The 23,460-nt window shown below is 70.0% G+C and carries 22 protein-coding genes; 10 read left to right on the top strand and 12 right to left on the bottom strand.

The window, feature by feature from the left end:
* Nucleotides 1–39 precede the first annotated feature (39 nt).
* Nucleotides 40–1,083, bottom strand: coding sequence for an AraC family transcriptional regulator (locus ACFJIX_RS13625; RefSeq protein WP_377160861.1), 1,044 nt, complete (start codon nucleotides 1,081–1,083; stop codon nucleotides 40–42).
* 194 nt (nucleotides 1,084–1,277) lie between these two features.
* Between ACFJIX_RS13625 and ACFJIX_RS13620 the strand changes: the two genes are divergently transcribed.
* A complete protein-coding gene (locus tag ACFJIX_RS13620; RefSeq protein ID WP_377160859.1) occupies nucleotides 1,278–2,477 on the top strand; it encodes an MFS transporter in 1,200 nt (399 codons plus the stop codon).
* A gap of 69 nt (nucleotides 2,478–2,546) precedes the next feature.
* Nucleotides 2,547–3,665 carry an NADP-dependent oxidoreductase gene (locus tag ACFJIX_RS13615; protein WP_377160857.1) on the top strand — a complete coding sequence of 373 codons (1,119 nt, stop codon included), beginning with the start codon at nucleotides 2,547–2,549 and terminating at the stop codon, nucleotides 3,663–3,665.
* A 121-nt stretch (nucleotides 3,666–3,786) separates the two neighbouring features.
* Here the strand turns inward: ACFJIX_RS13615 and ACFJIX_RS13610 are convergent, their stop codons facing one another.
* From ACFJIX_RS13610 to ACFJIX_RS13600, 3 genes are all read right to left on the bottom strand, one after another.
* A complete protein-coding gene (locus ACFJIX_RS13610) occupies nucleotides 3,787–5,343 on the bottom strand; it encodes a methyl-accepting chemotaxis protein (RefSeq protein WP_377160855.1) in 1,557 nt (518 codons plus the stop codon).
* A 297-nt stretch (nucleotides 5,344–5,640) separates the two neighbouring features.
* Nucleotides 5,641–7,551: a diguanylate cyclase domain-containing protein gene (locus ACFJIX_RS13605; protein ID WP_377160852.1), complete on the bottom strand. Its 1,911-nt coding sequence runs from the start codon at nucleotides 7,549–7,551 to the stop codon at nucleotides 5,641–5,643.
* A 68-nt stretch (nucleotides 7,552–7,619) separates the two neighbouring features.
* Nucleotides 7,620–8,033, bottom strand: coding sequence for a response regulator (locus ACFJIX_RS13600; RefSeq protein WP_377160849.1), 414 nt, complete (start codon nucleotides 8,031–8,033; stop codon nucleotides 7,620–7,622).
* A gap of 384 nt (nucleotides 8,034–8,417) precedes the next feature.
* Here ACFJIX_RS13600 and ACFJIX_RS13595 point away from each other — a divergent pair, with 384 nt between their 5' ends.
* The 7 genes from ACFJIX_RS13595 (at nucleotide 8,418) to ACFJIX_RS13565 (ending at nucleotide 15,870) form a co-directional block, all read left to right on the top strand.
* Nucleotides 8,418–10,502: a CocE/NonD family hydrolase gene (locus ACFJIX_RS13595; RefSeq protein ID WP_377160846.1), complete on the top strand. Its 2,085-nt coding sequence runs from the start codon at nucleotides 8,418–8,420 to the stop codon at nucleotides 10,500–10,502.
* Between the two features lie 214 nt (nucleotides 10,503–10,716).
* Nucleotides 10,717–11,292, top strand: a complete 576-nt coding sequence (locus ACFJIX_RS13590; protein ID WP_377160842.1) for a hypothetical protein — start codon at nucleotides 10,717–10,719, stop codon at nucleotides 11,290–11,292.
* Between the two features lie 6 nt (nucleotides 11,293–11,298).
* The gene (locus ACFJIX_RS13585; protein ID WP_377160839.1) at nucleotides 11,299–11,697 is read left to right on the top strand and encodes a hypothetical protein; all 399 of its coding nucleotides are present in this window, start codon (nucleotides 11,299–11,301) and stop codon (nucleotides 11,695–11,697) included.
* A 78-nt stretch (nucleotides 11,698–11,775) separates the two neighbouring features.
* Entirely contained in the window at nucleotides 11,776–12,258 is a 483-nt protein-coding gene (locus tag ACFJIX_RS13580; RefSeq protein ID WP_377160837.1) for a hypothetical protein, read from the top strand.
* A 104-nt stretch (nucleotides 12,259–12,362) separates the two neighbouring features.
* Nucleotides 12,363–13,274: a DUF2145 domain-containing protein gene (locus ACFJIX_RS13575; RefSeq protein ID WP_377160834.1), complete on the top strand. Its 912-nt coding sequence runs from the start codon at nucleotides 12,363–12,365 to the stop codon at nucleotides 13,272–13,274.
* A gap of 146 nt (nucleotides 13,275–13,420) precedes the next feature.
* On the top strand, nucleotides 13,421–14,599 hold the full coding sequence (locus tag ACFJIX_RS13570; RefSeq protein ID WP_377160831.1) for a glycerophosphodiester phosphodiesterase: 1,179 nt from the start codon (nucleotides 13,421–13,423) through the stop codon (nucleotides 14,597–14,599).
* A 74-nt stretch (nucleotides 14,600–14,673) separates the two neighbouring features.
* A complete protein-coding gene (locus tag ACFJIX_RS13565; protein ID WP_377160829.1) occupies nucleotides 14,674–15,870 on the top strand; it encodes a hypothetical protein in 1,197 nt (398 codons plus the stop codon).
* 63 nt (nucleotides 15,871–15,933) lie between these two features.
* Here ACFJIX_RS13565 and ACFJIX_RS13560 read toward each other — a convergent pair whose 3' ends face one another.
* Nucleotides 15,934–16,344: an ion channel gene (locus ACFJIX_RS13560; protein ID WP_377160827.1), complete on the bottom strand. Its 411-nt coding sequence runs from the start codon at nucleotides 16,342–16,344 to the stop codon at nucleotides 15,934–15,936.
* Nucleotides 16,293–16,724 carry a hypothetical protein gene (locus tag ACFJIX_RS13555; protein WP_377160825.1) on the bottom strand — a complete coding sequence of 144 codons (432 nt, stop codon included), beginning with the start codon at nucleotides 16,722–16,724 and terminating at the stop codon, nucleotides 16,293–16,295. The genes ACFJIX_RS13560 and ACFJIX_RS13555 overlap by 52 nt, the downstream gene beginning before the upstream one ends.
* 102 nt (nucleotides 16,725–16,826) lie before the next feature.
* Between ACFJIX_RS13555 and ACFJIX_RS13550 the strand changes: the two genes are divergently transcribed.
* Entirely contained in the window at nucleotides 16,827–17,045 is a 219-nt protein-coding gene (locus tag ACFJIX_RS13550; protein ID WP_377160823.1) for a hypothetical protein, read from the top strand.
* A gap of 3 nt (nucleotides 17,046–17,048) precedes the next feature.
* Here ACFJIX_RS13550 and ACFJIX_RS13545 read toward each other — a convergent pair whose 3' ends face one another.
* The 6 genes from ACFJIX_RS13545 to ACFJIX_RS13520 form a co-directional block, all read right to left on the bottom strand.
* A complete protein-coding gene (locus ACFJIX_RS13545) occupies nucleotides 17,049–17,972 on the bottom strand; it encodes a DMT family transporter (RefSeq protein WP_377160820.1) in 924 nt (307 codons plus the stop codon).
* Between the two features lie 97 nt (nucleotides 17,973–18,069).
* On the bottom strand, nucleotides 18,070–18,645 hold the full coding sequence (locus ACFJIX_RS13540; protein ID WP_377161770.1) for an amino acid ABC transporter permease: 576 nt from the start codon (nucleotides 18,643–18,645) through the stop codon (nucleotides 18,070–18,072).
* 447 nt (nucleotides 18,646–19,092) lie between these two features.
* Entirely contained in the window at nucleotides 19,093–20,109 is a 1,017-nt protein-coding gene (locus ACFJIX_RS13535; protein WP_377160817.1) for a cytochrome d ubiquinol oxidase subunit II, read from the bottom strand.
* Nucleotides 20,106–21,482: a cytochrome ubiquinol oxidase subunit I gene (locus tag ACFJIX_RS13530; RefSeq protein ID WP_377160814.1), complete on the bottom strand. Its 1,377-nt coding sequence runs from the start codon at nucleotides 21,480–21,482 to the stop codon at nucleotides 20,106–20,108. The genes ACFJIX_RS13535 and ACFJIX_RS13530 overlap by 4 nt, the downstream gene beginning before the upstream one ends.
* Before the next feature lie 157 nt (nucleotides 21,483–21,639).
* Complete coding sequence (gene aqpZ / locus ACFJIX_RS13525; RefSeq protein ID WP_377160812.1) at nucleotides 21,640–22,320, bottom strand: aquaporin Z; 681 nt, start codon at nucleotides 22,318–22,320, stop codon at nucleotides 21,640–21,642.
* Between the two features lie 186 nt (nucleotides 22,321–22,506).
* Entirely contained in the window at nucleotides 22,507–23,421 is a 915-nt protein-coding gene (locus ACFJIX_RS13520; RefSeq protein WP_377160810.1) for a LysR family transcriptional regulator, read from the bottom strand.
* Nucleotides 23,422–23,460: the final 39 nt, after the last annotated feature.

The raw sequence follows: 23,460 nt of genomic DNA, 5'->3' as shown, positions 1-23,460 counted from the left end.
GCCCAGTCCCGGCTTCGTCCTTGCTCCACCCGTGCGATGTCAGCCCGCAGGCGGCCGCGCGGCGGAGCGCCGCAGCGCGCCGGGCGGCTGGCCCACGATGCGCTTGAACGCGCGGCTGAACGAGGCCTCGGAGTCGTAGCCGAGCCGGTCCGCCGCGACGGCGACCCGCATGCCTTCATGCGCGATCCAGCGGCGGGCCTGGAACATCTTGACCTTGGCGACGTATTTCGCCGGGCTGTCGCCGACGACCTTCGTGAACGCCTCGGCGAAGCGCGAGCGCGAGGCGCCCATCAGGCCGGCCAGCTCGGGCACGCTCCAGTCGCGCTCCGGCTCGGCATGGATCGCGGCGATCACCTTGCCGATGCCGGGGCACTGCACGGCGGCGATCCAGCCGCTGGCATCGTTGCAGGCGCATTCCACCCAGGCCCGGATGATGCTGGCGGCCAGCACGTCGGCCAGCCGCGCGAGGATGCCGCAGGCGCCGATGCGGTCCAGCGCCACCTCGCGCTCCATCGCCTCCAGCAGCGTCGGCACGGTCGGGTCGCGGCGCGCCAAGTCGTTGGCGCGCATCGCGTCCGGCATCATCGCCAGCAGCGGATGCAACGGATCCAGGTTGAAGCGCATCGCGCCGCAGAACATGACGTCGGGCGGGTCCTCTCCGGAGGCAGTCTCCGCATCCGTGCCAGCCCCAGCGCCGGCCATGGCCACCGCCTCCGCGCCGACCAGATAGATGTCCTCCGCGACCGCGCGGCGCGCGATCGAGTCGATCTCCACGGCCGGCAGGTCCGGCGCGCTCGCCAGCACATGCGCACTGCCGCGCGGCAGCAGCACGGCATCGCCGGCGTTCAGCTGGACCCAGTCGCTGCCCGGCGTCATCAGCCAGCAGGTGCCGCGCGCGACGAAGTGGAAGCGTGCCTCCTTGCGCGCCGGGAAGGCGACCGCCCACGGCGCGCGCAGCAGGCAGCGGCCGTACTCGACGCCCTCCAGCCGCAGCCCCAGCAGGATCTGTGTCAGCAGGTCGGCGGGCTTCAAGGGCGTCGGGGGCAGCGGCTCCACGGGAGCTCTGGAGGAATCGTCATGCATTTCGGCTCTTCCGGCATGGAAACGCCAGGATCCTACCCATAAGCTGAAGGCCATACCCACTGTCCCTCTTCTCCGCCGTGTCTTCCACCTGCACCGACTGCCTCGACGCCCCCCACACCCCGGTGGGCGCGCCACCCGGGTCCGCATCCCCTCACCCCCCACGCGGAGAGTCCGTCTCCGCCGCGCTCGCGTCGGTGGCGGCGACTGCCGCCCCGGCTGCCCCTGCCGCTCCCGCTGCCGAGGAGACCGCCCACTGGGCGGCGATCGCCTCGCTGACGATCGGGGTCTTCGGTCTGGTGACGGCGGAGTTCCTGCCCGCGAGCCTGCTCACCGCGATGGCCGCCGACCTGAACATCAGCGCCGGTGCCGCCGGCCAGACCGTCACGGCGACCGCGCTGGTCGGCGCCGTGGCCGCGCCCTCGATCCCGCTGCTGACGCGGCGTTTCGACCGGCGCCTGGTCCTGATCGCGCTGACCCTGCTGCTCGTGCTCTCCAACGTCATGGCCGTCACCGCCTCCAGCCTGGGCGTGCTGCTCGCGGCGCGCGTGATCCTGGGCGTCGCGCTGGGCGGCTTCTGGTCGATGGCGGCGGCGCTGGCGATGCGGCTCGTGCCGATGCACCTGTTCGCGCGCGCCATGTCGGTCATCCTGGCCGGCGTCTCCGTCGCCACCGTGTGCGCGGCGCCGATCGGCGCCTGGATGGGCGAGATGTGGGGCTGGCGCAGTGCCTTCGTCGCGGCGGGCGTGCTCAGCCTGGTGACGCTGGCGGCGCAACTCCTGACCCTGCCCAAGCTGCCGCCCAAGGACAACCCGAACCTGCGCGTCCTCGGCGAACTGCTGACCCGCCCCGGCGTGCGCGTCGCGCTGCTGGCCGTGCTGCTCGTCATCTCCGGTCACTTCGCCGGCTTCACCTACATCCGCCCGCTGATGGAGAACATCACCCACCTGCCGGTGTCGATGATCTCGGCGGTGCTGCTGGGTTACGGCATCGGCGGCTTCTTCGGCAACCTCGTCGGCGGTTTCCTCGCCGAGCGCAGCGAGCGGCGCGCCATCGTTGCCGGCGGCTCGCTGATCGTGGTCCTCGCGGCGGCGCTGCTGATGGCGGGCAGCTCCGTCTGGGTCACCGCGGTCGCGGTCGTGCTGTGGGGCTTCGCCTTCGGCGCCTTCCCGGTCGGCTTCCAGACCTGGATCGTTCGGGCCGCGCCGGACCAGGCCGAAGGCGCGGGCGGGCTGCTCGTCGCCGCCTTCCAGATCGCGATCGCCAGCGGCGCCATCGGCGGCGGGATGCTGGTGGACCACATCGGCGCGCTCGGCGGGCCGACCTTCGCGGCGGCGGCGATCACGCTGGGCACGCTGCTGACGCTGCGCCACGGACCGCGCGCGGCGAAGGCCTGAGGCGCACGTCCTTCGAGCCCCCGGGGCCCTGGCGCCCTGGCGCCCTTCGATCACTGGAAAGGCTTGCGCATGACCGCCTCTTCGATCCCGACCACGACGACGACCTCGGCTTCACCCTCCGTGTCCGCTTCGGCGCCGTCCCTCAACCGGCGCATCGTCCTCGCCGCCCGCCCCGCCGGCAGGCCAGCGCCGGAGGACTTCCGCCTCGAATCGGTGGCCGTCCCCTCGCCCGTCCAGGGTCAGGTGTTGCTCCGCACGCTCTACCTCTCGCTCGACCCGTACATGCGCAACCTGATGGAGGAAGTCGGTCCGGGCTACGCGCCGCCGATCGCGATCGGCGACGTCATCGTCGGCGGCACGGTGAGCCGCGTCGTCGAGTCACGCCACCCGGACTTCCGTGCCGGCGAGCTCGTGTTGTCGAACGCCGGCTGGCAGGACTACGCGCTGAGCGACGGCACCGATCTCGTGCCGCTGGGCGACATGACGCGCCCGTCGCTGGCGCTGGGCGCGGCGGGCATGCCGGGCTTCACCGCCCATATCGGTCTCGAAGAGATCGGCCGCCCGCGCGCGGGCGAGACGGTGGTGGTCGGCGCCGCGGCGGGTGCGGTCGGCGCGATGGTGGGGCAGCTCGCGAAGCGGGCCGGCGCACGGGTCGTGGGCATTGCGGGCGGTCCGGACAAGACCCGGCACCTGATCGACACCTTCGGCTTCGATGCGGCGGTCGACCGGCGCGACCCGCGGTTCGCCGAGCGCCTGCGCGCCGCGGCGCCGGACGGCATCGACGTCTACTTCGAGAGCGTTGGCGGCGAGGTCCTGGACACGCTGCTGCCGTTGCTGAACATCGGCGCACGCGTGCCGGTGTGCGGCTTCATCGCGCATTACAACGAGGCCGGCGCTTCACCGCGCGGAAACGGCGGCGACATGGCGCCGGATCGGCTGGCGCGATTGCTGGCAACGGTGTTGCAGAAGCGCGTCCGCATGGAGGGCTTCATCGTGTTGGACCATTACGGCGAGGGCATGGCGCGCTTCAAGGCGTTCCAGCGCGAGATGAACGCGGCGATCGCCGCGGGCGAGATCAAGGCGCTGGAGCATGTCGTCGACGGACTCGAGCTCGCGCCGAGGGGCTTGATCGACCTGCTTGAGGGACGCAATCTGGGAAAGGCGGTCGTCGCAGTCGCCGCGCCGTGACAGAAGCGTCAGGCCCGCACGCATCGATCTCACTGGGGCCGGAATGAGGCTGGGGGTTCGCGGACGCGATGCCCCCTGCCTCGTGGCGTGCCCGCGCTTGGCGAAGCGCGGTCAGGCGGTCTCACCCAAGCCGGAACTTCGCCACCGACGCGACCAGCGCCTGCGCCTGCTGGCGCAGGCTTTCCGCGGCGGCGGCGGACTCCTCGACCAGCGCGGCGTTCTGCTGCGTGACCTGGTCCATCTGGTTCACCGCCTCGCCGACCTGGTTCACGCCCTGCGACTGCTCGCGCGTCGCGCTGCTGATCTCGCCGACCACGTCCGTCACGCGGCCGATCGCCGCGACGATCTCCGCCATCGTCGCGCCGGCCTGCTCGACCAGTCCCGTGCCCTGGTCGACGCGTTCGACGCTGGCCGCGATCAGGGACTTGATCTCCTTGGCCGCCTCGGCGCTGCGCCCCGCCAGCGAGCGGACCTCGGAGGCCACCACCGCGAAGCCCTTGCCGTGTTCGCCGGCCCGTGCGGCCTCGACGGCGGCGTTCAGCGCCAGGATGTTGGTCTGGAAGGCGATGCCGTCGATGGTGCCGATGATGTCGGCGATGCGCCGGCTGCTCTCGTCGATGCCGCGCATCGTCTCGACGAACTGGGTCACCACCGCGCCGCCGCGCTGCGCCACCTCGCTGGCGGAACGCGCCAGGCGGTCGGCCTGCTGCGCGTTCTCGGAGGTCTGGAGCACCGTCTCGCCGAGCTCGGTCATCGTCGCCGCGGTTTCCTCCAGCGCGCTGGCCTGCTCCTCGGTGCGCTGGCTCAGGTCGTGGTTGCCCATCGCGATCTGGCCGCTGGCGCTGGCCACCGACTCGCTGCCCTCGCGCACATCGCCGACCACCTGCCGCAGGCCGGTCTGCATCGCCTTGAGCGCCGCGATCAGGCTGCGGTCGTCGCCGGGCCGCACGCGGATCTCGCCGCTGAGGTCGCCCTCCGCGACCTGCCGCACCAGGCGGGCCGCCTCGGCCGGATCACCGCCGAGCTGGCGCCGCACATGCCCCAGCAACAGCACCGCCAGCCCGACGGCCACGACCACCGACACCAGCGTCAGCGACAGGCTCCAGCCGTGCCCGGCGGCATAGCTCTTCGCCGCATCCTGGCGCGACTGATCGCTGCCGGCGGCGTTGTAGTCGGCGCTCCGTTCGATCGCCTTCACCCAGTTGTTGAAGCTGTTGCGCGAGTCGGCGCGGAAGAAGGCGCGCGCCTCGGAGTCCGTGCCGTCGCTGCGCGACAGGTGCAGCAGCTTCTCCTGCGCCGTGAAGTAGGCGTCGCGCGCGGCGGCGACCTCGGCGTAGAGCCGGCGCTCCTCGTCGTTGGTGATGAAGGGCAGGTAGGCCTTCTCCGCGTCGGCCAGCTCCTTGCGGGCCTGCACGATGTTGCGCTCGATCTGCGCCCGCTCCTGCGGGTCCTCGGACAGCAGATGGTCCGGCTCCATGCGCCGGATCTGGTTCGCCTTCACGCGGATCGCCGCCATGTTCTGGATGCTGGGCAACCAGTCCTCGGCGATCTCGGTCGTGCTCTCATGCACGCGGTTCAACTGCAGCAGGCCCATGCCGCCGACCAGCGCGCACAGCGCCACCAGCATCACGAAGGACACGGTCAACTGCGTGGACAGACGCCAGGTGCCGATGTTCATTGATCTCTCCTCCCACTGGACAGGCTTGAATGACATCCCCGGCGGGCGGGCGGATCTAGCCGACGTCCCGCCGGGGCGCTTCCCCATACATCGGCGCATCGTGCACCGAAGTTGAACGGAGCGATACGGCAGTCGCCCGCACCGTCCCCGCTGTCACCCGTTGCGGGGACCGCCCTCCGGTCCTGCGCATCAGGCGCAGCAGGCCCGACGGCGCCGCGCCCGCGGCCCACGCGTGACAGGGTCGCAGCGGCGCCGAGGTGGCACGCGCAGAGTGGCCAGCGCAGGCGACCCGGCGGTTCATGCCGCCACCGCCCATTCGGAATGCACCTGCCCGGCGATCCGGATCTGGCCCTTGCCGCTGCGCTTGACCGCGTACATCGCTTCGTCGGCCGCGTGCAGCAGCTCGCGGCAGGCGTCGCCGCCGCCGCCGATCACCGCGCCGATGCTGGCCGCGACCGAGACCTTGTCGCCGCTGTCCAGCGTGATGCGGCGTTGGATCGAGAACAGGCAACGCTGCAGCGTCTGCTCGACGTCCTCCGGCCGGTTGATGCCCGAGAGCAGGATCGCGAACTCGTCGCCGCCCAGGCGCGCGACGACGTCGTCGCCGCGCACCAGGCCCTGCAGGCGTTGCGCGACCTCGGTGAGGACCTCGTCGCCGGCCTCGTGCCCGTGCTGGTCGTTGATGGGCTTGAAGCCGTCCAGGTCCAGGTAGCAGACCGCGAAGCCGCGTCCGGTGCGACGCGCGCCGTTGATCGCGTCGCCGACCTTCTCCTCGAACAGGCGGCGGTTGGGCAGTCCGGTCAACACGTCGCGCAGCGCCAGGTGCTGCGCCTGCTCCTCGCTGCGCTTGAGGCCGTCGATGTCGACCAGCATCCACATCGATTCGTTCTCCGACAGCACCGTGCCGTGCAGGTCGACCCAGAACTCCGCGCCGTCCAACCGGCGCATGCGCAGCTGCGTGTGGAAGCGGCCGCCCGATCGCATCGTCGCCAGGCTGGCGTCGCGGACGCGCGCGTGTTCCTGCGGGCTGAGGAAGAGCGTCTGCGCCGCGTGGCCGACCATGCCGCCGGGCACGCAGCCGAACATGCGCTCCATCGCCGGGTTGCCCCACAGGGCGTGGCCGTCGCGGATGCGGACCATGCCGATCAGGTCGTTCTGCAGCATCGCGTCCTGTTCACGCGCCAGATGCTGCAGCGCGTCCTTGGCGCGGCGTTCGCGGCGATGGATGCGGTGGATCAGCGCCGACGCGGCGGCCACGGCCAGCGCGACCAGCGCCGCGAGCAGCGACTGCTGCACGACCTGCCCGCGCCAGCCGGCCAGGAAGTAGTTGCTGCTCATGCCGGTGAACAGCGTCATCGAATACCCGGGGACCTTGCGGTAGGCGGTGATGCGCTCCACGCGGTCGAGCGCCGTGGGGGTGACGTAGACGCCGCGCTCGCGGTTGTGCGCCAGCGAGCGCAGCGCCTCTTCGGACAGCAGCTTCGCGCCGAATCCCTTGGTCGAGCTGGGCTCACCGGCCGAGTAGCGCGCCACGAGGTTCAAGCCGTCGGAGCGCAGCGACACCGCGCCCGAGGGACCGAGCGCGACACCGCTGAAGCGGTCGACGAAGTGCTGGGCCGTGACCACGGCGTAGACGATGCCGGCGAATTGGCCGTCGTGGTCGATCAGCCGGCGGGCCAGGATGACGCACCAGTGGTTCTGCGCGCGGCTGTTCAGCGGCTCGGAGACGACCATCGCGTCGGTCAGCCGCGCCTGGGAGAAGTAGGTCCGGTCACCGACGTTGAAGGGACGCTCGCCGGGCATCAGGCCGGTGGTGACGGTGCCGTGGATGTCGGCCACGCGCAGCGCGACGACCTGCGGCAGCAGGCCGCGCTGTTCGTCGATCAGCCGGGCCACCATCGCCGTCTGGTCCGGCGACTGGCGCGTGCTGCGGTAACGCAGCGCGATGGTGGCCAGCGCGTTGTCGGTGTTGCGCAGTTCGGCGCCGACTTCGACGGCGAGGTTCTGCGCGAGGTTCTCGACCACGTCGCGGGCGCGGTCGGTTTCGGTCTCGCGGTGGTTCCAGAGGCTGAGCGCGGTCATCGCGGCCAGCGCCACGATCAGCAGCAGGTTGCCGACCAGCAGCCAGGAGGCCATGGGACCGCGCGGCGCCCAGGACAGCGTCGGCAGCGGGAACGGCAGCCGGGGCAGTGTCATCGTGAGCTTCATGGCGGGTCCTCCCAGGGCGCTGGATGCGGATGGTCCGGGCTGTTCGTGCCGGTTCGTGGATCGGGAACTCAACCGTTGGCGGCGGCACGCGGGCCCGCGCTCAGCGGAACAGTGGCGGCGCCGCGCCGGCACAGGTCGTTCAGGTCGGCGAGCAGCTTCTCGAAATCGAAGGCCTTGTCATAGAAGGCATCGGCGCCGCCGCGGCGGCACGGTGCGGCGTGGGTGCGGGCGTCCTCGGCGGTGAGCACGAAGACGCGGCCCGCGTAGTCGCGGTCGCGCAGGCGGGACAGCACCGACAGGCCGCTGCCCTGCGACAGGTTCAGGTCCAGCAGGACGACGTCGGGCGTGGTGGCCATGACGGCATCCACGGCCTCGTCCTCGCCGGAGGCCTGCGCGACGACGGTGATGCCGCCGAGCTTCTGGGCGCGACGGACCAGGAGTTGGCGGACGGGGACGTTGTCTTCGATGACGGCGATGTTCATGGGTCTCATCGTCGTCGCCGGACGGCGTCGCCGCCAGCGAGCGGCTGCCACTCGCGATGAGCGCCGCCTCCCGCAGCTGCTGTAGGGACTTGACCTACAGCGCCGCCGGGACGGCGGAACCCGCCATCGCCGGACGGTCCGGGCGTGACATCCTGCGCGCTCCCGGGCGTCATGTCCGCATGGTGCGGCGCCTCCCCATGATCTGGAATCGGACGGCGGCCGCGCCGGTCCGGCGCCGGCGACGGCAAGCCGCATACCCATCCGCCTCCTGATTTCCCCCGTGCCGCGCGCGCCGCGGCCCGGCATAGTCGCCGGGGCATTGCGACCACAGCCCCACAGAGTCGCCGCAGCGACCACCCGACCCTCGGGACCTGGAGACAAGACATGACCCTGGCTTTTCCGACGCAGCGCGGCACGGTCCGCCCCTGGCGCGCGTGCCGCGCCCGCTGCCGCGCATGGACCGTGGCGCTGGCCGCCGGCACGGCGCTCGGCGCCCTGGCGCAGACGACCACGCTGGGCACGCGCGGCACGCTCGCCGCGCCGAATCCCGCCGTGACCGCCAACGCGGGCGCGGCCTGGCCGTCCGCGGCTTATGCGCGCGGTCCCGACCATCCCCGCGCGGTGACGCTGCCGCTGCAATTCATCCGGCTCTCGTCGGGCAAGCAGTTGGCGGTGCTGGTCTCGATGCCGGCGGACTTCCTCGGCTTCCCCAAGTCCGGGCGCTATCCCGTGGTGCTGACGCAGACGGCCTATCGGATCGACGTCGGCCAGTTCCTCGGCGTGTTCACGCCGGCCGGCGGCAACACGCTGCTGATCGGCGGTCTGGACCAGTTCATGGTGCGCCGCGGCTACGTCACGGTCGCGATCGACGCCCACGGCACCGGCATGAGCGGCGGCGTCACGCAACTGATCGGTCCCGACGAGCAGCAGGCCTACCGCGAGGCGGTCGAGTGGGTGACGCGTCAGCCGTTCTTCAACGGCAGCATCGGCGTGGCGGGAACGTCCTACCTCGGCATCAGCTCGTTGCTGACCGCCGGGCAGCAGCATCCGGCGATCAAGGCCGCGTTCGCGACGGTGCCGATGGGCGACGCGTACCGCGGCGTCGCGGCGACGGGCGGGCTGTTCAACGCGCAGTTCCTGAGCACCTGGCTGCCGCTGACGCAGTCGCTGAGCGTGGCCAACGCGCCGGAGCTGCTGCTCAATCCGTGGTACGCGAGCCAGATCAACGCCGCGACCGGCGATCACGTCGCGGCCATCGACACCTGGTATGCGCCGACCTTCGACGGCTTCGTCGGCAACGCGAGCGGCATCGCGACCGACGACGGGTCGTTCTGGGCGGGCCGCTCGCCGGTGGAGAGCGCCGGACGGATCCGCGTGCCGACCTTCATCGTCGGCGCGTCGCTGGACATCTTCCAGCGCGACCAGCCGCTGCTGTACGAGCAGCTCAAGCGCAACGTGACGGCCAAGCTCGCGATCCTGCCGGGATCGCACCTGCAGTCGGTGCAGGGAGGGATCAGCGGCTTCGGCGGCGCGCCGTCATACGGACCGCCGAGCACGACCTCGCTGCTGCTGCAGTGGTTCGACCAGTACCTGAAGGGACGCGCGGCCGGGGCCGACACGCTGCCAACGGTGACGCAGTTCGTCGATGGATACGGCAGCGGCGGCACGCCGCGGTTCGCGACGGCGAGCGACTGGCCACATCCGAAGATGGCGCCGCAGCGCTGGTACCTGCAGCCGGACGGCAGCCTGGCCGCGCGCATCCCGGCGGGCGCGGCCGGGTGGACGGTCTCGGAGCCGCCGGCGCCGACGGCCACGCGCGGGACGGTGCTGGGCACGATCTTCACCGCGAGCGTGCAGATCCGCGATCACAGCGACTGCTCGGCGAGCCAGGTGCAATGGACGTTGGGGCTGGCGGGGCTGCTGCCCAAGCCCTGCTACTCGGACAGCGCGCGTGTCGAGTCCCTGCAAGGCGCGGCCATCTACGAGACCGCGCCGCTGGCGCAGGACCTCTACCTGAACGGACCGATCCAGGCGGACCTGTGGATCTCGGCGTCGAAGTCGCAGGCGGCGCTGTCGGTGCGCATCGACGATGTCGATCCGGCGACCGGCGCGGTCAAGCCGCTGACGCACGGGTTGATGTCCGCGGCGCACCGCGCGGTGGACACGAGCCGCTCGCGCTTCGTCAACGGCACGATGATCCAGCCGTGGCATCCGTTCACGGCGGGCGCGGCGCTGCCGGTGGTGGCCAACGAGCCGATGCTGGTGCCGGTGGAGGTCTTCCCGGTTGCGGCATTGGTCCGCGCGGGGCACCGGCTGCGCATCGCGGTCAGCGCGAGCAACCAGGCGCAGGGCATCTGGCCGACGCCGCTGCAGCAGCAGGCCAACGGCAACGTGACGACGATCCATGCCGGACCGCTGCGGCCGTCGAGCCTCGTGCTGCCGGTGGTGCCGGCGGGGGAACTGAACTGAACCCGTCCCTCTACGAGTTGTCGTGAGACAAGCGGGGCAGGCAACGCCTGACCCCGCGAACGCCAATCCCCACTATCTGTAGGCGTCGGGGGAACGACCTACTCACAGGTGTATCCCCCGCCGAAGCGCTCTTCCGAGGGAGTGATTTCATCGCGCCGCCTGCCGAAACTGCTGGTCATTGGCGATGACTTCGCAGCTTGAAAGGATGAGCGGGATGAGCGCAGTGTTGAAGGAATTGGAAACGCCAGAACAGGCTCCGATCGAAGTACCGATGGCGTTGCAGAAGGAAATATCGGCGCCCGCTTGGACTGAAGGTGTGGATGCGCTGCTCCACCTGCTGCGGTATCCGGAGAAGACCAATCCCTATGTGATTGGCCAGATCCCCGCCCCGGTTTTCAGGCACATCGACTGGGAGGAGGTCCGGGAGGTGCTCTGCCGGCTGTTCGAGGAGAACAGGGAGACATGCGTCGACGCCTACCTCGAGGTCAGGCTGGCCCTCGGCGTGCTGGCGAACAACTCGGTGCGCTTGTGCCGGGGGCCTGTGGACATCAGCCATTGCCTGGCGGAGGACGGTTTCCAATTTGCGCGCGTGACACTGAGTGTCGACACGGACGACGATCGCACCTACGAGCTCGAGGACGAACTACGGATGAACCTCGTGCATTGTCACCGTCGCAGCGGCGGATTCCTGGTGGGCTTCAGGTCCATCCACCCTTGTCAACCCAAGGACTGGGGCGCTTGTCCTCATCCAGATCTCGACGGGGACAATGACGATGGAGACGAGGAGTAACTCACCATGAAGTCCATCGCTGCCAAAGAACTCCTCAAGGACGCAGAGGCGCTTGCCAACGGATTCACGTCGGAGGCTCGGCGCCGATCCGCAGTGTCCCGCGCGTACTACGCTGCATACCACTGGTGCCTGGCATGGGTCAGTCTTCTTCCGAACCGTCCAGAACCGCCGAAATCCGGGAGCGTTCATGTGTGGTTGATCAACTGTCTCAGGGATCCTGACCCCCTGTGCGATGCAAGGATCGCCAAACGCTCTCGGGCGCTCGCCCTTCTGATGAGGGCGCAACGCGACCGGCGAGTTCACGCCGATTACGAGTTGCAGAAGCCGGTCGATCAAAAAGTGATGAACGAACAGATCAAGGGCGTTCGCGAGACCTTCGCGACCTGCGCACACACCGACACCTGAACGTGTCATTGCATCCCCTATGCTTGCGCCGTCCGGCCGCCGTTCCGCGGCCGGACTGACCTGCACATGGACGGTTTTATGCGCCACAGTTCTTCCCCCTTCTCCTTCGTTTCCGCTGTCGCTGCGGCCATTGCCTCGCTTGCGGGCCTTGCGGCCCTGCCGGCCCACGCCGACAGCATCGTCACCTCCGCCTCGAGCGCGGGCTCGGTGTCCTCGCGCCAGCTGTCCGACTCGATCGGCCAGTCCAGCGACAGCTCCAGCAAGGACCGCAAGGTCGCGGAGGGTGAGTACAAGGTCCTCGCCGTCGAGGACGCCGCCGGCCGCGCCGACACGCAGCGCCTGCGCCTGCAGCCGGTCCGCGCCGAGGGCGGCACCGAGTTCTTCCTCTACGTCCCCAAGCAGGCGGTCGCCGGCCAGCCGCTGCGCGTCGGCGACCACGTGCTGGCGCACAAGCGCGACTACGGCTACGAGTTCGCCCGTGCTGAGAACAAGCAGGCCTTCCTGCTCGCGCTGCACGACGACTGGCACCGTGAGCTCGAATCGCATCCGGTGACGCTGTGATTCCCGCCGGGCCCGGTACGCGGGCCCGCGCGGCAAGTCGTCGCACGCTGAGCGGCACCGGCATCGTCCCGGTGCTTCGCGGCCTCGCGTCAACGGTGATCGCGATGACTGCGCTCGCTGCGGCGTCGGCGTCGCAAGCTGCCACCTTCTGCGACCGCGGCGGCGAAGTCAGCGCCACCGAGCAGGACCGCCAGCTCCAGGTCGTCGCGATCGCACGGCGCGCGCTGGAGGCGAGCGGCGCCTCCGCCGCGCTGGTCTCTCGCTCCGGCACGGACCTGAGCCGCTTCCACCTGCAGTACTCGCACAGCGGCATCGCGCTGAGGGACAGCCGCAACAGCCCGTGGTCGGTGCGGCAGCTCTACTACGCCTGCGACGAATCCCAGGCCAAGCTCTACGATCAGGGCCTTGCCGGCTTCCTGCTGAGCGCGGGACGCACCGAGCCGATCCGACTCTCCATCGTGACGCTGCCCGAGCGCGACGGCGCCCGCCTCGCCGCCCGCGCGCTGGACAACCGGCTCGCGCTCGCACTGCTGTCGCCGCGCTACAGCGCCAGCGCCTACGCCTTCAGCACGCAGTACCAGAACTGCAACCAATGGGTGGCGGAGCTCATGGGCTTCGCCTGGGCGCCCCGCGACGACGAAGCGCCGGCGCGCCTCGACGGCGCTCCGCCTGTCGAGGGCGGCGCGCCGACACGTCAGCAGGCACAGCGCTGGTTGAAGGGGCTCGGCTACGACCCCTTGCCGGTCGTCGTGCCGTCTCACGCCATCATGTTCGCGGCCCAGTTCGTGCCGCTGATCCACAGCGACGACCACCCGATCGACGACCTCTACGCGATGCGGCTGAAGGTCTCGACACCGGCGGCGCTCGAAGCCTTCGCGCACCGGCTCGTTCCCGACGCGCAACGCGTCGAGTTCTGCGCGACGGGTTCGACCATGGTCGTCCGCCGCGGCTGGGACCCGCTGCCGGCCGATTGCCGTGCCGGCGAGGGCGACGAGGTCCTGCCCCTCGCGTCCTGAGTCCGTCGTCCTCATCGCCCTTTCGGCGGTGTGTAAGACCTGTTTCAAGGGACTCGCTCCCCAGGGCGGATCATCAAAACTTTATCGGCGGGGACCTACGCTGCCGGCGCCCCGTCCATTCGACGATCGACCGAAGGAGACATCCGATGAAGTTGCTTCGCACTGCTGTCCTCGCCACCCTCTTCGCCGCCTCGCTGGCGACGGCCGCCTGCGCCCACGGCGGCCAACAGCCCCCGCGCGCCAAGGAGCCGCTGCTGATCGCGCACCGCGGCGCCAGCGGCTACGTGCCCGAACACACGCTCGCCGCCTACTGGCTGGCGATCGAGCAAGGCGCCGACTACGTCGAGCCCGACCTCGTGCTGACGAAGGATGGCGTGCTGGTCGCCCGCCACGAGAACGCCATCGCGATCCTGAATCCCGACGGCTCGGTGCGCGAAGCGACGACCGACGTCGCCGAGCGTCCCGAGTTCGCGTCCCGCAAGGCGACGAAGTCCATCGACGGCGTCGCGATCACCGGCTGGTTCACCGAGGACTTCACGCTGGCCGAGCTCAAGACGCTGCGCGCCCGCGAGCGCATCCCGCAGATCCGCCCGGCCAACACGCGCTTCAACGACATGTTCGAGGTGCCCACCTTCGAGGAGGTGCTGCAGCTGGTCCAGCAGGCCAACGAGCGCCGCAGGGAAGAGGACGGCAAGGCCGGCCGCCATGGCCACGGTCACGGCCAGAAGGTCAAGCCGATCGGCGTGTATCCGGAGACCAAGCACCCGACCTACTTCGCCGGCATCGGCAAGCCGCTGGAGGAGCCGCTGGTGCGCCTGCTCAACAAGTATGGCTACCGCAGCCCGGACTCGGCGGTCTTCATCCAGTCCTTCGAGGTCGGCAACCTGCGCAAGCTCAACCGCATGACGCGCGTGCCGCTGGTGCAGCTGCTCAACGGCTCGGGCCGGCCCTACGACTTCACGCTGAGCGGCGACACGCGCACCTACGCGGACCTCGCCCAGCCGGCCGGCCTGGCAGAGATCGCGAGCTACGCCCAAGGCATCGGCGCGAACACGAACCTGATGATCCCGCTGGTCGCCGGCCGCCTGGGCACGCCGACGACGCTGGTGAAGGACGCGCATGCGGCCGGCCTGATCGTGCACGGCTGGACCTTCCGCGCGGAGAACGTCTTCCTGCCCGACGACTTCGACAGCAGCGCCGATCCGACGGCGATCGGCAACCTCGCCGGCCAGATCGAGGCGTTCCTGAAGATCGGCATGGACGGCCTGTTCAGCGACCAGTCGTTCCTGGCGCGCAAGGCGATCGACGCCTACGTGAAGAAGTAGGCTCGAGGGGCGCCGGCGCAAGGGAGTCATGCCACTTCGCTAGACTCCCCCCCATCCGACCGGAGTCTTCCACGATGCCTGCCCCCGCGCCTCTGCTGCTGCCCCCGCCCGAGCTCAAGGGTGTCGACCAGGTCGTCGCCGATCCCTTGCGCTTCAAGGCCAAGCTCGCCATCGGCGAGGCGGCCTACGCCTCGCTGCGCATGATCAACCGCGGTCGCGAGGTGTGGGACGTCCTGGGCGCCGCAGGCGCGGGCGCGGCGGTCGCGAAGACGGGCATGGTCGCGTCGCTGCTCGGCGCGTCGGCCACGCCGATCGGCTGGGTCGCCTTCGCCGCACTCGCGTCGGGCGGCGCCTGCTACGGCATGTACCGCCTGCTCAGCTCGACCAAGGGCGAGCGCGTCATCGAGATCCCCAAGTACCTCAACACGCCGCTGGACACGCTGGGCCTCGCGCTGTTCGACCTCATCGCGCCGCTGTCGCTGCGCCTGGCCGCCGTCGATGGCGCCGTCGAGCCCGCCGAGCGCCAGTACCTCATCGACCACCTGATCGCCGACTGGGGCTTGAATCGCGCCTTCGTCGAGCAGTCCGTCGCCGCGGTCGAAGCACGACTCGGCGGCAGCGAGCTCGAGGCGATGGCCGTCGAAGGCGCCGGCTTCCTCCACCTCAACCCCGACTGCAACCACGCCGCGATCGCCAAGGACCTCGGCGTCTTCATGCGCGGGATGCTCGAAGCCGGCGGGCCGCTGACACCGGAGGAGACCCAGTCGCTCGACACCGTCGTGCGCCTGCTCGCGACCGCGCCGCCGGGCGAGCTCTCCAAGCGCTGGAACCAGACGGTGACGCTGGCCGGCGCCGCCGCCGGACAGGTACGCACGGTGCTGGTCGATACCGCCGACTGGACGCAGCAGCGTCTGCCGAGCGCCGATCAGGTCCTCGTCACGACGGCCACCGCCGCCACGCAGGCCTGGGACGCCGCGCGCAAGACGGCGGACTGGACGCAGCAGCAGCTGCCCTCGGTCGACCAGGTCCGCGCGCAGGCGGAGAGCACCGTGGCCCAGGCCGCCGATGTCGCGAAGAAGGCGGCCACCTGGACGCAGGAGCGTCTGCCGTCCGCCGAGCAGGTCCGCAACACCACCGCCGAGGCCGCCAACCAGGCGATGGGCGCGGCGAAGAAGGGCTTCGCCTGGGCGAAGGACCTGACCGCGCGCGCCGCCGACACCACCGGCGTCGACAAGCTGTTGCAGCGCGACGATCCGCCGAAGAAGCCGTAGGCGACGCGTTCAGCGCGTCGCGTCGCCGACCAGCGGCGCGCCGTGCCGCGGCACGGCGGGGTCTCAATCCAGATCCGACAGCTTCCGGTGCTGGATCAAGGTCAGTCCGATCAACCGCGACACGACCGCCGCCAAGTACATGACGCCGACGAACATCTCGACCGTCGTGACGGCGCGCGCCAGCGGCTTCACCGGGATCACGTCGCCGATGCCGGTGCTCGACAGCAGCGCGAAGCTGAGGAACATCAGCTCGGTCCAGGTGCGCGGCAGCTGCGGATCCACCGCCGCCGCGAAGCTGCCCGGATGCAGCGCCTGCACGACGACGAACACATGCGCGAAGCCCCAGGCCAGCAGCGTAAAGGTCGCGCCGGCGGCGAAGAGCTCATCGGTCGTCGCGTGCCAGTCGCTCATCATGTAGGAGATCAGGCTCCCGGCGGCGTAGAAGTAGAACAGCGCCTCCAGCCCGAGGACCACGGCAGCAGCTGCTCCATGTGCCAGAACGCCTGCAGCAGCAGCAGCGCGATCGCCGGCAGCGCGATCGTCACGCTCAGCCAGGTCAGCCCCGGCGTGCTGCGCACCATGCGCGTCGTGAAGATCAGGACGACGATGCCGAAGGCGCCCAGCGCCAGCGGCGCCGATCGGCTCGCCTCCAGCAGGGGATACAGCACCAGCCCGAGCAGTTGCACGATCAGCAGGATCGCGGACGGATGACGCCGCGTGACGGCGAGGACTCGAAGGACACGCATCGGCGCATTCTCACCGCCGCCGGCCGGTCCGCGAAGGCATCGGCGGGCCAGCGCGTCGACGGAGCCGCCCGACACGCGGATGCGGCGCCGTCCTACGTGCGTCCGCATCGCGAAGCGCTTCAATCGAGCCACCCCGACGCCGTACGACATGCGAGGCGACGGCCGGGGCGCGTTCATCTCAACATCACATCGCAAACACTGGAGGACGTCATGGGTGGCATTCGATTGATCGCCGTGATCCTGATCGTCGCGGGCGTGCTGGGCCTGGTCTACGGCGGGTTCTCGTACACCAAGGAAAACACCGCCGCCAAGCTCGGCCCGCTCGAGCTCAAGGTCGAGGAGACCAAGCGCGTCAACGTGCCGCTGTGGGCCGGCATCGCCGCCATCGCGGTGGGCGGCATCGTGCTGGTGGGGGCGGGCCGGAAGTAAGCCTCAGCGCCGGCCGAGGTTCATCAACGCCGTGCCCGCGATGGCCATCGTGCCGCCGACGAGCAGCGACGCGTCGATGACCTCGCCCAGCCCCAGCGCCGCGAACACGACGCCGAACACCGGCACCAGCGTGATGTAGCCGGCCGCCGCGCCGGCGCCCAGCGCCTTCACGCCGTCGAAGTACCAGGCGTAGGCCAGCGCCGTCGAGCCGACGACGATCCCGGCCATGCACAGCCACGCGTTGCGCGGCGCGTCCAGCACGCCAGCCACGCCGGCCGTGCCGTCAACCACGAGCGTCAACGCCAGCAGCATCAACGCGCCGATCGCCGCCGTGACGGCGGTGGTCGTCAGCGCATCGACGCCGACCATCACCTTGCGACCGATCAGCGTGTAGGCGACCCAGCACGCGACGCAGCCCAGCAGCAGCACTTCACCGATGCCGACGCGGCCATCGAACACGTGCCAGGGTTCGCCCTTCGTGATCACGATGGCGGCGCCGACCGCGGCCATCGCCATGCCCAGACCGATCCGCGCGTTCAGGCGCTCGTGGAAGATCCACGCCGCCAGCAGCAGCGTGATCACCGGGTTCAGCGTGATCACCAGCGCGCCCTTGCCGGCGGGCACGTGCCGCAGCCCGCTCATGAAAAACGTCGCGTAGCCGAAGACGCCGAAGCTCGCGGCCAGCACCATGCCGGCCCAGCGTTGGACGCTCCAGTCCCGCAGCGTCGCGAGCCGGCCGGAGCGCGCGAGCCACAGCATCAGGATCGCGCCCGCGAAGAGGAAGCGGCAAGCCGCCGCGGCCAGCGGGGGCATCGTCTGCGCCAGCACGCGGCCCATGGGCCAGGAGGCGCCCCAGAGCACGGCCATGCCGACCAGTCGCAGATGGACGGAAAGGAGCGAGGGGGAAACGGCGACGGAGGTGGACATCAGGGCGGGACTTCAGTGCGGGCGGGAGGGGTTCAGCCGGATCGATGCGGCTGATTCAATGCGGCTGATTCAATGCGGCTGGATCCGTGCGGCCGGATCAATGCGGATAGGCCAGGCGCTTCTCCATCCACTTCTGCACCTGCTCGAAGGCGAAGCTCAGCACCCAGTAGATCAGCGCCGCGGCCATGTAGAGCGGAAACGGCTGGAAGGTCGTGGAGATGACCTCCTTGGTGGCGAGCATCAGCTCGGTCACGGCGATCACCGACACCAGCGAGGTGTCCTTGATCAGCGAGATCAGGCTGTTCGACAGGCTCGGCACGGCGGCGCGCAGCGCCTGCGGGCCGATCACGAAACGCAGTGTCTGGTGACGGCTCAGTCCCAGCGAGGTGCCCGCCAGCCACTGGCCCTGCTCGATCGCGCCGATCGAACCGCGCAGGGTCTCGCTCATGTAGGCGGCGACGTTGAGCGTCAGCGTCAGCACGCCGGCCACCAGCGGGGAGAACTCGATGCCGATGCTCGGCAGCCCGTAGTAGACGATGAACACCTGCACCAGCAGCGGCGTGCCGCGCATCGCGCTCACATAGACCGCCATCACGCGGTCCAGCACCGGCAGCTTCAGCACCCGCACCAGCGTGATCACGGCCGCCAGCGGCAGGCCGAAGATCATCGCCATCACCGCGAAGAGCAGCGTGTAGCCGGTGCCCTTCAAACAGCACCGGCCAGGCCAGCTCGGCCAGGGAGAGCAGGGAGGGGAAGTCCATGGAGTTCTTGGAATTGCTCGCTTCTCAGCGGAAGGCGGCATGTTGCCATCTCCTGGACTGCAATCTCCGGGCGCGGGCTCTCCGGGACTGCCTTGGTCAAGCGCGGGCTCTCCAGGACTGCCATTGCCAAGCGCGGGCTCTCCAGGACTGCCATTGCCAAGCGCGGGCTCTCCGCGACGCAGGGGGCATCCCTCCGGGAACCCCCAGCATCACTCCGGCCCCAGTGGGACCGTGGCACGCATCAATGCGAGACCCGCTCCGCCCGTTGCATGAGCAACCTCCGTGGGGCCGGAGTACTGCTGGGGGTTCCCGGAGGGATGCCCCCTGCTGTGCGGAGAGCCCGCGCTTGGCCGTTGCAGTCAATACGCGAGCGCACGCACCTTCCCCCGGAACACGCGATAAGAGAACAGCGAATACGCCAGGATCACCGGCATCGTCAGCGCCGCGCCGACGAGCAGGAAACGCAGCGACTCGTCCGCCGCCGCCGCGTCCCAGATCGTGATCCGGTCGATGACGACGAACGGGTAGAGGCTGTAGGACAGTCCGAAGAAGCTCAGCGTCAGCACGACCACCATCAGCGCCAACGGCGCCCAGCTCAGCTTGCCCAGCACGCGGTGCGAGTTGAGCAATCCACGCAGTGCCGCCAGCGCCAGCAGCGCGACCAGCGGCAGCGGCGCCAGCGCGATCAGGCCCGGCATGTCGAACCAGCGCGCCCGGACCGTGGGGCTCAGCCACGGCGATGCGATCGACACGACCAGCAATCCCGCCACGACCACCGGCCAGGCGCGCTTCGCCCAATCGATCGCCCGCCGCTGCAGCTCGCCCTCCGTCTTGATCAGCAGCCATGCGGCTCCCAGCAGCGCGTAGCAGGCCGTCAGCGCGATCGCGATGCCCGCGGCGAAGACCTGCGCGGCGATGCTGTCCTCGAAGCCCGTCACGTAGCGCCCGAGCATCCAGCCCTGCGCCAGCGAAGCGAGCAAGGAGCCGCCCGCGAAGGCGGCATCCCACCACCGCTTGTGCGCCGGGTCGCCCTTGGCGCGGAAGTCGAAGGCCGCGCCGCGCAGGATCAGCCCCAGCAGCATCAGCACCACCGGCCCGTAGAGCGCCGTCAGCACCACGCCCTGCGCCTTCGGGAAGGCGATCAGCAGCAGACCGATGGCCAGCACCAGCCAGGTCTCGTTGGCATCCCAGAAGGGCCCGATCGACGCGACCATCCGGTCGCGATCGAGGTCCTTCGCCGTCGCGCAGAGCATGCCCACGCCGAGGTCGTAGCCGTCCAGCACAACGTAGATCAGCAGCGAGAGTCCCATCAGGGCCATGAAGATCACCGGGAGCACGCTCCCCTCCCCTGCCGGCAGGGTCGCCAACGCGTTCATGTGAAGCTCCTCGAGATGACGGCACCGACCGGCACACCGCCCGGCGAGTGGGCAGGATCGACGGGAACGGCGCCTGGCGCGGCCTTCTCCGCCATCCGCTTGATCGCGGCGATGTACGCGATCAGCAGCGCCAGGTAGACCGTCGCGTAGCCGGCGAGCGAGGCCGCGATCAACGACCCCGGGTTGTGCGCCGCGACCTCCTGCGTCCGCAGCACGCCGTAGACGATGAAGGGCTGCCGGCCGATCTCGGTGACATACCAGCCGGCCACCGTCGCGATCCAGCCGGAGAAGCTCATGAACGAGAGTCCCCACAGCCAGACGCGCGGCAGACGCTGCCAGCCCGAGCGCCGGTACAGCCACCACCCGCCCCACGCGAAGACCAGCATCAGCAACCCGACACCCACCATCACGCGGAAGCCGAAGAACAGCGGCTTGACCGGCGGGTGCGCGCCCGCGAATTCATCGAGCCCGCGGATCTCTCCCTCGGCATCGTGCTTGAGGATCAGGCTGGCCAGGCGCGGGACGCCGATGGCGAAGCGGTTCTCCTTCGTCTGCTCGTCGGGCAGCGCGAAGAGCAACAGCGGCGCGCCGCGCTCGGTGGTCCATACGCCTTCCATCGCCGCGATCTTGGCCGGCTGATGCTTCAGCGTGTTGAGCCCGTGCAGGTCGCCCGCGACGATCTGCAGCGGGATCAGCACAGCGCCCAGCGTCAGCCCGAGTCGCAGCACGCGGCGCGTCTCCGCCTTCTCGCTGCCCTTGAGCATCTGCCATGCGCTGACACCGGCCAGCAGGAAGGCCACCGTCAGCCCCGAGGCGAGCAGCTTGTGGGCGAGCCGGTACGGGAAGGACGGATTGAAGACGATCGCCCACCAGTCGACGGCATGCATGACGCCGTCGCGGATCTCGTAGCCCGTGGGCGTCTGCATCCACGAGTTGAGGCTGAGGATCCAGAACGCGCTGAGCGTCGTGCCGAAGGCCACCGTCGCCGTCGCGATGAAATGCACACGCGGGCTGACGCGCTCCCGCCCGAACAGCATGATCCCGAGGAAGCCGGCCTCCAGGAAGAAGGCCGTGAGCACCTCGTAGCCGAGCAGCGGTCCGGCGATGTTGCCGGCGCGCTCCATGAAGCCCGGCCAGTTGGTGCCGAACTGGAAGCTCATCGTCACGCCGCTGACCACGCCCAGCGCAAAGCTGAGCGCGAAGACCTTGGTCCAGAACTGGTAGGCCGCGAGCCACGCGGACTCGCCGCTGCGCCGCCAGCGCCAGAGCATGAAGAGCACGACCCAGCCCAGCGCGATCGTGATCGTCGGGAACAGGATGTGGAAGGTGATGTTGAGCGCGAACTGCATGCGCGCCAGGATCAGGGTGTCCATGGCCCTGAAGTGTTCCGAAGTCGGACAGTTCGCGGAAGGGACAGATCGTCCTAGGACAAGCTGCCCTAGGACGGATTGCCCTAGGACAAATCGCCCCGGCCGGGCGTGCGCGCGGCGGTGGCGCGCGACGCCCTCGTCGGGGCCGGACGATGCCTGCTCAGTCGCTCGACAGCGCGCGGTACGCCGCGCCGCCGATCAAGCCGCCGACGAGCGGCGCGACCCAGAAGGCCCAGAGCTGCTGCAGGGCCCACGGCTCCGCGAAGAGCGCCACGCCCGTGCTGCGCGCCGGGTTCACCGAGGTGTTGGTGACGGGGATGCTGATCAGGTGGATCAGCGTCAGCGCCAGGCCGATCGCGATCGGCGCGAAACCTTGCGGCGCGCGCTTGTCCGTGGCGCCCATGATGATGAACAGGAACATCGCCGTCATCACCACTTCGCACAGCAGCGCCGCGCCCATCGCGTAGCCGCCAGGGGAATGCTCGCCGAAGCCGTTCGACGCGAAGCCGCCGACGGTGAAGCCCGGCTTGCCGCTCGCGATCAGGTAGAGCACGCCGCCCGCCAGCGCGCCGCCGACGACCTGCGCCACGATGTAGGGCAGCAGCCGTTTCGTCTCGAAGCGGCCGCCGGCCCACAGGCCTACGGACACGGCCGGGTTGAGGTGGCAGCCGCTGATGTGTCCGATGGCGAAGGCCATCGTCAGCACCGTCAGCCCGAACGCGAGCGACACGCCCAGCAGTCCGATGCCCAGTTGCGGGAATGCCGCGGCGAGCACGGCGCTGCCGCAGCCACCGAGCACGAGCCAGAACGTGCCGATCAGTTCAGCAATGATGGCCTTCATGGGGGATCCTCCCTTGGCGACGCGATGCGGAGCACCGCCTCGACTGCTTCCGCGCACGCCGGCCGCGCTTTTTTCGCGCCTGTCTCCGGCATGCAAGCGGCGATTCTGTCCGCGCGCCGAACAGCCCGGCATCCCACGACGTAGGGGCTTGCGCAGCGGTGGAGGGTCAGGGCCAGCGGCCGTCGATCACCACCCGCCGTCATCTCCCTCGCGCTGGGGCTCAAAGCGTTCGAGCAGGAAATCGACCAGCGCTCGCGTCTTCGCCGACAGCTGCGCGCGCGGCGGATAGATCAGGTGAATGTCCGCCGGTGGCAGCGACCAATCCGCCAGCACCGGTCGCAAGCGCCCCGATCGCAGCATCGGCGCCGCTTCCCAGAACGAGCGCATCAGCACGCCGTGCCCATCGAGTCCCCAGGCGAGCACGCTCTCCCCGTCGTTGGCGGCCAGCGGCCCACGTACCTTCACCGTCTCCTTGCGCGTGCCCTGCTGGAAGTGCCAGGTGCCGAAGGTCTCGTCGCTCTCGCGGATGAAGAGGCACGCGTGGCGCGCAAGCTCGCGCGGCGTGGCGGGCTCGCCGGCACGCTTCAGGTACGCGGGCGACGCGCACAGCACGCGCCGGTTGCGCGCCAGCAGCCGCGCCGTGAGCCGCGCGTCGGGCGGCTCGCCGACATGGACCTCCAGGTCCAGTCCCTGCTCGATCAGATTGACCGGACGATCCGTCAACTCGAGCTGCACCTCGACGTCCGGAAACTGTCGCGCGAACTTCGACAACGCCGGCGCCACATGCTTGCGCCCGAAGCCGAAGCTCGCCGCCACGCGCAGCAGGCCTTTCGGCGCAGCGCGGCTGCCGGCCACGGTGCGCTCCAGCGCCTCGAGGTCCTCCAGCACGCGCGCGCCGTCGACGAGGTAGGTCTCGCCCTCGGGCGTCAGGCCGATGCGGCGCGTGGTCCGCTGCAGCAGCCGCACGCCGAGCCGGCGCTCGATCGCCGCGAGCCGCTTGCTCACCGCCGGCGGCGTCACGCCGAGCTGCTGCGCCGCGGCGGCCAGGCTGCCCTGCTTCACCAGCAGTGCGAAGAAGGCCAGGTCGGAGAAGCCGTCCATTGATGAACCTCCGGAACGAAAGAACTGCCGAAGCGGAAA

Source organism: Roseateles sp. UC29_93 (assembly GCF_042695725.1).
GTDB lineage: Bacteria > Pseudomonadota > Gammaproteobacteria > Burkholderiales > Burkholderiaceae_C > Roseateles > Roseateles noduli_A.
The sequence above is the reverse complement of the archived record's forward strand: the minus strand, read 5'-3'. Positions and strand labels throughout refer to the sequence as shown.